This window comes from Kitasatospora sp. NPDC089797, from assembly GCF_040684795.1.
In the GTDB taxonomy this organism is placed as follows: domain Bacteria; phylum Actinomycetota; class Actinomycetes; order Streptomycetales; family Streptomycetaceae; genus Kitasatospora.
Map to the genome: position 1 here is coordinate 92,702 of NZ_JBFBGS010000008.1, position 11,493 is coordinate 104,194.

General features: G+C 73.2%; 8 protein-coding genes. 3 read left to right on the top strand and 5 right to left on the bottom strand.

What is annotated here, in order from left to right; genetic code table 11:
• The first annotated feature begins 76 nt into the window (after positions 1–76).
• Positions 77–526 (top strand): MarR family transcriptional regulator, encoded by a 450-nt coding sequence (locus AB0O91_RS08510; RefSeq protein WP_363429300.1) that lies wholly within the window; start codon positions 77–79, stop codon positions 524–526.
• Positions 527–663: 137 nt separating this feature from the next.
• Positions 664–2,214: an MDR family MFS transporter gene (locus AB0O91_RS08515; RefSeq protein ID WP_363429302.1), complete on the top strand. Its 1,551-nt coding sequence runs from the start codon at positions 664–666 to the stop codon at positions 2,212–2,214.
• Positions 2,215–2,296: 82 nt separating this feature from the next.
• Here the strand turns inward: AB0O91_RS08515 and AB0O91_RS08520 are convergent, their stop codons facing one another.
• Both AB0O91_RS08520 and AB0O91_RS08525 read right to left on the bottom strand, forming a co-directional pair.
• The gene (locus tag AB0O91_RS08520) at positions 2,297–2,545 is read right to left on the bottom strand and encodes a hypothetical protein (protein ID WP_363429473.1); all 249 of its coding nucleotides are present in this window, start codon (positions 2,543–2,545) and stop codon (positions 2,297–2,299) included.
• A gap of 25 nt (positions 2,546–2,570) precedes the next feature.
• Positions 2,571–3,755: an inorganic phosphate transporter gene (locus AB0O91_RS08525; RefSeq protein ID WP_363429304.1), complete on the bottom strand. Its 1,185-nt coding sequence runs from the start codon at positions 3,753–3,755 to the stop codon at positions 2,571–2,573.
• Positions 3,756–4,144: 389 nt separating this feature from the next.
• Between AB0O91_RS08525 and AB0O91_RS08530 the strand changes: the two genes are divergently transcribed.
• On the top strand, positions 4,145–5,683 hold the full coding sequence (locus AB0O91_RS08530; RefSeq protein ID WP_363429306.1) for an NlpC/P60 family protein: 1,539 nt from the start codon (positions 4,145–4,147) through the stop codon (positions 5,681–5,683).
• Positions 5,684–5,749: 66 nt separating this feature from the next.
• On the opposite strand, the gene AB0O91_RS08535 is transcribed toward AB0O91_RS08530, so the two are convergent.
• The 3 genes from AB0O91_RS08535 to AB0O91_RS08545 all read right to left on the bottom strand — a co-directional run bounded on the left by AB0O91_RS08535 (position 5,750) and on the right by AB0O91_RS08545 (position 11,119).
• On the bottom strand, positions 5,750–8,035 hold the full coding sequence (locus AB0O91_RS08535) for an FdhF/YdeP family oxidoreductase (protein WP_363429308.1): 2,286 nt from the start codon (positions 8,033–8,035) through the stop codon (positions 5,750–5,752).
• A gap of 208 nt (positions 8,036–8,243) precedes the next feature.
• Positions 8,244–10,169, bottom strand: coding sequence for an FAD/NAD(P)-binding protein (locus AB0O91_RS08540; protein WP_363429310.1), 1,926 nt, complete (start codon positions 10,167–10,169; stop codon positions 8,244–8,246).
• Positions 10,166–11,119 (bottom strand): amino acid ABC transporter permease, encoded by a 954-nt coding sequence (locus tag AB0O91_RS08545; RefSeq protein ID WP_363429312.1) that lies wholly within the window; start codon positions 11,117–11,119, stop codon positions 10,166–10,168. The genes AB0O91_RS08540 and AB0O91_RS08545 overlap by 4 nt, the downstream gene beginning before the upstream one ends.
• Positions 11,120–11,493: the final 374 nt, after the last annotated feature.

Below are 11,493 nucleotides of genomic sequence, written 5' to 3' on the forward strand. Positions count from 1 at the left end.
TAATACCATGAACTAGTTGGGTTGTCCCATCCCCCGCGCCGGTTCCCGGCCACGGCCGCTGGGCGATACTGGCGCGATGACGGACGAGGAAGCCCTGGTGGCGGTGGAGCGCGAGGTCGGGCTGATGTTCCGGCGGGGTCGCGCGAGAGTGGCGGAACTCTCACGCCGGGTGCACCCCGAACTGGAGGGCATGGCGTACAGCATGCTCGGCTACATCGAGCAGGCCGGCCGGGTGCGGGTGACGGACGTCGGGGTGCACTTCGCGGTCGGCAAGGCCACCGTCAGCCGGCAGATCCGGGCGCTGGAGGAACTCGGACTGGTCAGCCGGGAGGCGGATCCGCTGGACCGCCGGGCGGCCCTGGTCTCGCTGACCGAGGACGGGCGGCGGCGCTACGAGGCCGCCCGGGACGGCCGGATACGGCGGGTGCGCGAGTTGATGGGCGGGTGGTCGCGCGAGGACGTGGACCGGTTCGCCGAGCTGCTGCACCGCTTCAACGAGGTGATGGGGGAAGCGCCGGGGGAGTGAGCCCCAGGTCGGGGCCGGTGGCTTTACTGGAACTTGAGGAAAGTTGCCTAAGTCAACCATTCAGGTCTATGGTTGCTTAAGGCAACAATCTTTCCTGCCCGCGTCCCCGCACCCCGCCGCCTCGCCGAAGGACCCAGATGACCGTGACCACCCAGGCCTCGACCGGCGCCGCCGCCGTCGACGACCGACCGATGACCCACCGGCAGGTGATGGAGGCACTGTCCGGGCTGCTGCTCGGCCTGTTCGTGGCCGTGCTCTCCTCGACCATCGTCTCCAACGCGCTGCCGCACATCCTCACCGACCTGCACGGCGGCCAGTCCGCCTACACCTGGGTGATCACCGCGGCGCTGCTCACCATGACGGCCGCCACCCCGATCTGGGGCAAGCTCTCCGACCTGGTCAGCAAGAAGCTGCTGCTCCAGATAGCCCTGCTGATCTACGTCGCGACCTCCGCCCTCGCCGGGCTCTCGCAGAACACCGGTGAGCTGATCGCCTGCCGCGCGCTCCAGGGCATCGGGGCCGGCGGTGTCGTCGCGCTCGGCCAGATCTGCCTGGCCGCGATGGTCCCGCCGCGCGAACGCGGCCGCTACAGCGGCTACTTCGGCGCGGTCTTCGCGCTCGCCACCATCGGCGGCCCGCTGATCGGCGGCGTCATCGTCGACACCTCCTGGCTCGGCTGGCGCTGGTGCTTCTACGTCGGCATCCCGTTCGCGCTGGCCGCGATCCTGGTGGTGCAGCGCACCCTCAAGCTGCCGGTGGTCAAGCGCAAGGTGAAGATCGACTACCTGGGCGCGGTGGTCATCACCGGCGCGGTCAGCCTGCTGATGATCTGGATCACGCTGGCCGGCACCAACTACCCGTGGCTGTCCTGGCAGACCGTGGTGATGGTCGGCGGCGGCCTGCTGCTGGGCGCCCTGGCGGTCGTGGTCGAGCGCCGCGCCGCCGAGCCGATCATCCCGCCGGACCTGTTCAAGTACCGCACGGTCACCCTGGCCGCGATCGCCAGCGTGCTGGTCGGCGTCGGGATGTACGGCGCGACCACCTTCCTCAGCCAGTACTTCCAGCTCGCCCGGGACAAGTCCCCGACGACGGCCGGCCTGATGACCCTGCCGATGATCCTCGGCCTGGCGGTCTCCTCGGCCGTGGCCGGCCGGCTGATCACCAAGTACGGCAAGTGGAAGGCCTACCTGGTCACCGGTACCGCGCTGCTCGCGATCGGCTTCGCCCTGCTCGGCACCGCCCGGGCCGACACCAGCTACGGGCTGCTCTCGCTCTACATGGCGCTCACCGGCATCGGCCTCGGTCTGACCAGCCAGAACCTGGTGCTCGCGGTGCAGAACACGGTGCCCCGGCACGAGCTCGGCGCGGCCAGCTCGGTGGTCACCTTCTTCCGCACCATGGGCGGCGCGATGGGCGTCTCCGCGCTCGGCGCGCTGATGTCCAACAAGGTCGGCCACTACCTGGCGGAGAACCTCGCCGCCGCGCACATCCCGGCCGGGGCCGCGGCCTCCGGCGGCGGCATCCCGGACCTGGCGAAGCTGCCCGCCCCGATCGTGCCGCTGGTGACCGACGCCTTCGGCCACGGCGTGGGCACCGTCTTCCTGTGCGCCGCGCCGTTCGCCGCGCTGGCCTTCGTCACCGTGCTGTTCATCCGGGAGACCGCGCTGCGGACCGCCCAGGAGGGCTGACCGGGGCGCCGGGGACGCGCACGACGACGGGCCGGGGAGTGTGGAGACACTCCCCGGCCCGTCGTCGTGCGGTCGGACCGGACTACGGGGCGGCGATCAGCACCAGGCCGTAGACCACGGCGGCGGCGCAGAGCGCGAAGCAGACGTACGCGCCGGCCAGCAGGGCGGACCGGCCGCCTCCGGCGGCGGCGCCGTCCGCCTCACGGGCGCTCAGCGCGGCCTCCCGGCGGGACATCGCCAGGATGCCGAGGGCGAAGACGGAGACCACGGCGACGGTGACGCCGAAGCTGATGCCGGCGGTCTGGGCCAGCGCGTTCCACTTGATGTGCAGGGACATGGTGAGTGCTCCTGGGCGCTCAGGCCGCGACCGTGGTCGAGGCGGCGGTGGGGGCGGCGGTGGCCGGGGCGGTCGGGGTGACGTCGACCGGGGTGACCTCGGGGACGTCGTTGACGTTGTCCGCGCCGACCGGCTGACGGCGGGAGATCACCCACATCGCGGCCGAGCCGGCCACTAGCACGGCGCCGACCAGGACGACGCCCCAGGTGCCCTGGCGGGCCAGCACGGCGGCGCCGCCGGAGACCAGACCGGCGGCCGGCAGGGTCAGGCCCCAGGTGTAGACCATGCGGCGGACCAGGCTCCAGCGCAGCTCCGGCTTCGGGCCGCCGAGGCCGGCGCCCATGATGCCGCCGGTGCAGACCTGGGTGGTGGAGAGGCCGAAGCCCATGTGCGAGGAGGTCAGGATGACGGTCGAGACGGCCGACTCGGAGGCGAAGCCCTGCAGCGGCTTGATGTCCGCCAGGCCCTTGCCCATCGAGCGGATGATCCGCCAGCCGCCCATGTAGGTGCCGAGCGCGATCGCGGCGCCGGCCGAGACGATCACCCAGGTGGGGGGCAGCGCGCCGTGCGGCAGGGCGCCGACCGAGACCAGGGTCAGGGTGATGATGCCCATCGTCTTCTGGGCGTCGTTGGTGCCGTGCGCCAGCGAGATCAGCGAGGAGGAGAAGATCTGGCCGGTCTTGAAGCCCTTGTCGGTGGTCGCGGAGCCGCCCTTGCGGGTGATCGCGTAGGCCAGCTTGGTGGCGCCCCAGGAGGCGAGCCCGGCGACGATCGGGGAGGCGACCGCCGGGATGATGATCTTCGAGATCACGGTGTCGAAGTTGACGCCGTTCATGCCGACGCCGACGATCGTGGCGCCGATCAGACCGCCGTACAGAGCGTGCGAGGAGCTGGACGGCAGGCCGCGCAGCCAGGTCAGCAGGTTCCACAGGATCGCGCCGGCCAGGGCGGCGAAGATCACCTCGGGGTGGATGCCGGCCTTCTCGTTGACGATGCCGCCGGAGATGGTGGTGGCGACCTTCACGGACAGGAACGCGCCCGCGAAGTTGAGCAGGGCCGCGATGGTGACCGCGACCTTCGGACGAAGGGCTCCGGTCGCGATCGCGGTGGCGGACGCGTTCGCGGTGTCGTGGAAGCCGTTGGTGAAGTCGAAGGCGAGCGCCGTGATGATCACAACGGCCACCAGGAACGAGATGTGTTCCATACCCAAACAATCGTCGTAGTTGTCGCACGGACAGTTGATGACGTCGCGACCGTAGGTCTGCCTGGTGAACGGAAGGTGAACTAAGCCGGGAATCGTGGTTCCGATGGTGACCCGTCGATGGCCGAAAGCTTTCCGAGGGGTGACGTGGGCCGCGCTGAGCTGGACATTAGCGGAGAACGCCCCGGTTCGCCCCCGTTTGCTGAGAGCTGTCTCACAGGTCGCCCGCAGATCAACGGATCATCAACGGGTCAATCGAGAATTAACCTCCTGGTCCGCACGCGCTCTGTTTCCGCCGAGTAACCCGTGGGAGGATCTGCGGGATCGTCCCGGGGGGAGCCCGCGGACGGCGCCACCGGGGCAGAGCAGGGCAAGGCGGGGAGGACCAACCCATGGGCGGGGCCGCACAGCGTACGGAGACGTCGGGCGTACGCCCCTGGGTGCGGGCGGCCCTGCGGTGCGGAGCCGTCCTCGCGGCCGCCGCGCTCGCCCTGCCGCTGGCCACCCAGGCCGCCTACGCCGCACCCGACCCGGGCACCGGCATAGCCGTCGCGCCCGGGGCCGACCCGCTCGCCGCGGCCAAGGCCACCCTCGGGCCGCTGCTCGACCAGCTGCACGGGCTCTACCAGAGCGCCGAGGCCGCCACCGAGCAGTACAACGGCTCGGTCGCCAAGGCCAACGAGCAGCAGGCCGCGCTCACCGACCTCCAGGGCAGGCTCGACCGCCAGCAGAAGCAGGTCGACGCCGGGACGGACATCGCCTCCCAGCTCGCCGCCGCGCAGTACCGCAACGGCGCCGCATCCGCCTACGCCGAACTGCTGCTCTCCAAGGACCCGTACGAGGCCGTCACCATCGCCGAGCTGCTGGCCACCGCCAGCCGCTCGCAGTCCGAGTTCCTGGACAAGCTCAAGGCCGACCGGGAGGCCCTGGACGGCCTGAAGAAGCAGACCGAGGACGCCCTCAAGGCCTCGCAGGCGCTGGTCGTCCAGCAGGACGCCGCCAAGGCCAAGGTCACGGCCGACCTCGCCTCCGTCGAGCAGCTGGTCTCCTCGCTCACCGGCGCGCAGCGCACCGAGCTGGAGCAGCTGGAGAAGGCCAAGGCCGACGAGGCCCAGCTCGCCTTCCTCGCCTCCGGTGCGCTCGGCAAGGGGGAGCGCACCCCCTCGCTGTCCGGCCGCGGCGCCGTCGCCTTCGCCTTGGCCCAGCTCGGCAAGCCGTACCTGTGGGGCGGCACCGGGCCGGACTCCTACGACTGCTCCGGGCTCACCTCGCAGGCCTGGCTGCACGCCGGCAAGGCGATCCCGCGCACCAGCCAGGAGCAGTGGGCGCAGCTCCAGCACGTGCCGCTGAACCAGCTGCGGCCCGGCGACCTCGTCATCTACTTCCAGGACGCCTCGCACGTCGCGATGTACATCGGCGGCGGGCTGGTCGTCCAGGCGCCGCGGCCGGGCGCCTTCATCAAGGTGTCGCCGATCGGCTCGATGGCGATCCTCGGGGCCGTCCGCCCCGACCCGGACGGCGCGGCGGACGACGCCGGCGGCGCCTGGAAGGTGCCGGACCTGCCGAAGGGCTGGGACTCCGTCACCCCGATCGCGCCGAGCCCGGCCCCGGCGAACCCGGCCCCCGCGCCCGGCGGCACCCCGGCGACGCCCGCCCCGGGCGGGACGCCGACCACCGGGACGCCCGCGCCGACCGACCCGGGCACGCCGGCGCCGACCCCGACCGGCGGGACGCCGACCCAGACCCCGACGGACACGCCGGCCCCGACCCCGACCGGTGGCACGCCGACCCAGAGCCCCACCGACAGCCCCACCCGGACGCCGACCCCGACCCCGACCGGCACCGGCACCCCGGGTGCCACCGGCTCCGCCGGCGCCTCCGCGCCGGGCAGCCCCACGGCGACCCTGCCGCTGGGCGGCCTGCTGCAGTGACCCGGTACGGCCGGAGGCCGCCCCGCGTCCGAGGACGCCGGGCGGCCTCCGGCCGTTCGGGCGGGGTCAGCCGGCCGTGCCGGTGTCGGGCTCGAAGCGGATGACGACCGCCTTGGAGGTGGGGGTGTTGCTGATGTCGGCGGTGGAGTCGAGCGGGACCAGCACGTTGGTCTCCGGGTAGTAGGCCGCCGCGCCGCCGCGGGCCACCGGGTAGTGGACGACCCGGAAGTGCGGCGCCCGGCGCTCGGTGCCGTCCGTCCACTCGCTGACCAGGTCGACGTACCGGCCCTCGGCGAGGTCGAGTTCGGCGGCGTCGGCGGGGTTCACCAGCACCACCCGGCGGCCGCCCTTGATGCCGCGGTAGCGGTCGTCGAGGCCGTAGACCGTGGTGTTGTACTGGTCGTGGGAGCGCAGGGTCTGGAGCAGCAGGCGGCCCGGCGGGACCTCCGGGGCGGTCAGCGGGTTGACCGTGAAGTTGGCCCGGCCGGTGGCGGTGGGGAAGGTGCGGGTGTCGCGCGGGCCGTGCGGGAGGGTGAAGCCGCCGGGGCGGCGGACCTTCTCGTTGAAGTCCTCGAAGCCCGGCACCACCCGGGCGATCCGGTCGCGCAGGGTGTCGTAGTCGGTCGCGAAGTCCTCCCACGGCACGGTGTCCCGCGGTCCCAGGACGGCGCGGGCGAGGCGGCAGACGATCGCCGTCTCGGAGAGCAGGCCGGGCGCGGGCGGGCGCAGTCCGCCGCGGGAGGAGTGCACCTGCCCCATCGAGTCCTCGACGCTGACGAACTGGGCGCCGGCGCCGGTGACGTCCCGGTCGGTGCGGCCCAGGGTGGGCAGGATCAGGGCTCGGGCGCCGGTGACCACGTGCGAGCGGTTGAGCTTGGTGGAGACGTGGACGGTCAGTCGGCAGCGCCGCATCGCGGCCTCGGTGACCTCGGTGTCCGGGGTGGCCGCGACGAAGTTGCCGCCCATCGCGAAGAACACCCCGATCCTGCCGTCGCGCATCGCGCGGATGGTGTCCACCGAGTCGAGGCCGTGCTCGCGCGGCGGCTCGAAGTCGAACTCCTTCGCCAGCGCGTCCAGGAAGGCGGTCGACGGCCGTTCGAAGATGCCCATGGTGCGGTCGCCCTGGACGTTGCTGTGCCCGCGCACCGGGCAGACCCCGGCGCCGGGGCGGCCGACGTTGCCGCGCAGCAGCAGGAAGTTGACCACCTCGCGGATGGTCGGCACCGCGTGCTTGTGCTGGGTGAGGCCCATCGCCCAGCAGACGATGATCTTCTTCGACGCCAGCACCAGCCGGCCCAGCTCCTCGATCTGCTCCCAGGGCAGACCGGTCGCGGCGAGCACCCCGGCGCGCTCGGTCTCCAGCGCCTGGGCCGCGAACTCCTCGTAGCCGTGGCAGTGTTCGGCGACGAAGGCGTGGTCGACGCCGTCCTGCTCCAGGATGATCCGGTTGAGCGCGCGGAACAGCGCGAGGTCCCCGCCGAGCCGGATCTGCAGGAAGAGGTCGGTCAGCTTGGTGCCGTGGCCGACCAGGCCGCGGGCGTGCTGGGGGTTCTTGAACCGCTCCAGGCCCGCCTCCGGCAGCGGGTTGACGCTGACCACGGTCGCGCCGGCCCGCTTGGCGCGTTCCAGTGCGGAGAGCATCCGGGGGTGGTTGGTGCCCGGGTTCTGGCCGGCCACGATGATCAGGTCGGCCTGGTAGAGGTCCTTGAGGCCGACGCTGCCCTTGCCGACGCCGAGCGTCTCGGTGAGCGCCGAACCGGACGACTCGTGGCACATGTTGGAGCAGTCCGGCAGGTTGTTGGTGCCGAGCCGGCGGGCGAACAGCTGGTACGCGAAGGCGGCCTCGTTGCTGGTGCGGCCGGAGGTGTAGAAGGCGGCGCCGTCCGGGGTGTCCAGGGCCCGCAGCTCCTCGGCGATCAGCGCGAAGGCGTCGTCCCAGGAGACCGGCCGGTAGTGGGTGGCGCCCTCGTCGAGCAGCATCGGCTCGGTGAGCCGGCCCTGCTGGCCCAGCCAGTAGCCGGAGCGGCCGGCCAGGTCGGCGATCGGGTGGGCGGCGAAGAACTCGGCCCGGATCCGGCGCTCGGTGGCCTCCTCGGCGACGGCCTTGGCGCCGTTCTCGCAGAACTCGGCGGTGTGGGTCTTCTCCGGCTCGGGCCAGGCGCAGCCGGGGCAGTCGAAGCCGTTCGGCTGGTTGACCTTGAGCAGGGTGGCCACGGTGCGCCGGGCGCCCATCTGCTCGGCGGCCATCCGCAGGCTGTGGCCGACGGCGGGCAGGCCGGCGGCCGCGTGCTGGGGCGCGGACACCTCGGGGGCGTCCTGCACCGGGTCGCTCTGCGGGGCCTGCTTGGCCATGACTGCGCTCCTCGGACTGTGCTGCTGCGGGCCGCCGCACCGTTGCGGGGCTCTCCGTCCATCCTTCCACCCGGGCCGGTGCCGGGGGAGGGCCGGTGGGGAGCCCGTCCCCGGGCCGTCCTGGCGGCGGGACCCGGTCGTGGAGCGCCTCGGGGCCGGGGCACCCGGGGCGCCCGGGGCGGGCTGCCCGGTCCGCCCCGGGCGCGGCTCAGCCCACCAGCGCCCCCGTCGGGAGGGCCGCCAGGGCCCGGAGCAGTGCCCGGGCGGCGGCGTCGTTCTGCCGGAAGCCCGGGGAGTTGGTGCGCGGGCGGGCGAAGGCGGCCGCCGCGCGCAGGTTGGTGTGCGGGCCGAGGGCGGTGCGGCGCGGGTGCGGTGCGCCGCCCAGGGCCGGGTCGAGCAGTCGGCTGTCGGCCGGGTCGATGGTGACCAGGCCGGAGCGGTGGGTGTGCTCGTGGTCGCTCAGCACCTCCTCCACCACCCGGCCGGACCGGTGCAGCTCGCGCAGCACCGGGTCGAGGGTGCGGGCCAGCGCGTGCTTGGGCAGGTAGGCCTCGACCAGGGCGGTGGCGGTGACGGTGTGGCCGGGCACGGTGGCACCGGAGGCCCGCCAGGTGCCGGTGGCGGCGTCCCGCTCGACCCGGACGCCCGCGCCGAGGAAGCGGACCACCCCGGCCTCGGAGAGCGCCAGCAGTTGGCGCAGCCGGAAGCCGGGCGGGCCGGAGGCCAGGAAGCTGAAGTAGCCGAAGAACCAGCCGTCCACCTCCTCGGCGACCGAGCGGGCGGTGAGCCGGCCGCCGGCCAGCAGCCGGGGGAGCTGGCCGAACAGCGAGAGCAGGGCGAGGAAGGCGCCCAGGTCGGCGCTGTGGGCCGGGTCGGCGCGGCGGTCGACGTCGGCGGTGACGTACCCGCGCAGGTGGGTCTGGAGCTCCTCGGCGGAGCCGAGTTCGAGCCCGGCGAGCGGGTGGTCGAGCCGCTCGAAGTCGATCCGGTCGGCCGGGTCGGGCACGGCCTCGGCCACCAGCGCGGCGAGTCCGGGGGAGTACCAGTCGTGCCGGTCGTAGCGGGCCAGGAACTCCGGCCAGGGCAGTGCGGTGCGTTCCGGGTGGGCGTGGAACAGCTCGTGGTAGTGGCCGAAGCCGATCTCCTTGGCCATCAACGGCCAGGCGTCCCGGCGGAGTTCGAGGGTCCGGCCGGTGGCGATCAGGGCGTCCACGGCGGCCGCGTCGAAGTACCGGGGGAGCGGGGCGGGCGGGCCCTGGAGCCGGTAGCCGGTCTTGGAGTGGTACGGGACGCCGCGGCGGGAGCCGAGGTGCAGCACCGGTTCGCGGCCGGACGGGAGGTAGCGCAGTCCGGGCCCGTCGCCGGTCGGCTCGAAGCGCCCGCCGCGGCCCTCAGTGAGCATGGCGACCAGGTCGACCGAGGCCAGGCCGAGGCCGCGCAGGACCACCTGCTCGCCGGGCGCGATCCGGGCCAACTCGGTTTCGACGTCGGCGGAGTAGGCGGGCGGGAGGTGGAAGCGGCGGTGCCGGGCGGCGAACGCGGCGTCGGCGGCGTAGCGGGGGTGCGGGGCGGAGTCGAGGTGGCCCAGGGTGAGGGCGACGTGGTCGGCGGTGAGCGTGCGGCCGTCGAGGTGGACGGTCTGCGGGCCGTCGGCCGGTCCGTCGATCCGTCGCACGGTGTCCCGGTGGACGGTGACCGTGACCTGCGGCGGGAGGTCGGCGACCGCGCGGCGGAACACCCAGTCCAGGTAGGCGCTCTGGGCCCGCCGGGTGGGGAAGTCGGTGGGCGCCAGGTCGCGCAGTTCGGCCCGGACGGCCGGGTCCTCGACCGCCCGGAAGGGTGCGAACTCCTCGGGCCGGCGGGCCCATTCGGCCAGTGAGGGGCCGGGGCGGACCGGGCCGTCGAGGGTGGCGCGCTCGTCGGTGAACATCGTGACGTCCTCGGCCATCGAGTTCATCCGCAGCAGCGGGGACTGTTCGTGGCGCCAGATCCGGCCCGCTCCGGGCGGGTGCGGGTCGACCAGGTGGATCTCCAACGGCCGGTCGGCGGGGAGGAGTTCGGCGGCGTTGGCGGCGATCCGCTCCAGCAGTCCGGTGCCGCGCGGCCCGGCCCCGACGATCACCAGCGTCGTCATGCCCGGGCCGCCTTCCCGAAGGCCGCGCGGGCGCGTTGCAGCGGGGTGGGCGGCAGGCCGTCCCGGGTGGCGCCCTTGGCGAAGTGGCGCTCGACGTAGTACTGGCCGACGGACAGCACGGTGGTGACCACCAGGTACCAGATGGTGGCGACCATCAGCATCGGGATGACCCGGTAGGACTGCAGGTAGACCAGCTGCACCGAGTAGAGCAGGTCGGAGACGGCCAGCACGCTGACGATGCTGGTGCCCTTGAGCGCGCCGATCAGCATGTTCCCGGCGGTGGGCACGATCGAGCGCATCGCCTGCGGCACCACGATCCGGCGCAGCACCCGCCACCGGCCGAGCCCGAGCGCGGCGGCCGCCTCCAGCTGGCCGCGGTCGACGGAGAGGATGCCGCCGCGGATCACCTCGGCGGCGTACGCGGTCTCCAGCAGGGTGAGTCCGATGACGGCGGTCAGGGTGGGGCCGATCAGGTTGACGGTCTTCACGGTGACGAACTCGGGGCCGAAGGGGATGCCGAGGCCGAGGGTCGGGTAGAGCGCGCCGATGTTGAAGAAGAACAGCAGCTGGACCAGCGGCGGGGTCGCCCGGAAGATCCAGATGTAGCCCCAACTGAGCGTGCGCAGCACCGGGTTGGTGGACATCCGCATGGTGGCGAGGACGGTGCCGAACACGAAGCCGAGGGCGAGGGTGACGGCCGTCAGCCACAGGGTCAGACCCAGGCCGTCGAGGACGGACCGGGCGGTGAACCACTCGGCGACCACACTCCACTGGAAGGCCCGGTTGCGGACCACCGAGCCGACCGCCATCGCGGCCAGCAGCAGGGCGACGGCGGCGGCGATCCACTGCCCGGGCTTGCGGCGGGCGACGATCCGGGCCTCGGGGGCCGGTGGCGGTGGCGGGCTCTCGGCGCGGGCGGGGGCGGGCAGGAGGTCCTGCGGGGTGGCCATGACGGCGGCTCCTGGGCGGAGTACGGGCGGGGCGGGGTACGGGCGTGATCACGTACGGGTCCCTCGGGCGCCGGCCCGTGTCCCTCAACACGGCCGGTGCGCGGCACTGCACTCCGCTGCGATCGTACGCGTGCGCGATCGAGGGCTGTCAAGGGTGATCGGGCCGCGATCGACAGCGGTGCGGGGCCGGTCGCACCCTGTCGGAGAAGCGACAGGAGATCGCAACAGTGCGGCAATGATGGACGGTTGACGTACCAGTCGGCCGACTGCTCAACTTGAGGCCATGTACGCCGAGCAGCCCCTGGTCACCCGCGACCACATCGACTTCGGTCGGGTGTGGTCCGCGGCGTGTCGCGGCTGACCCGGCAGCGGGC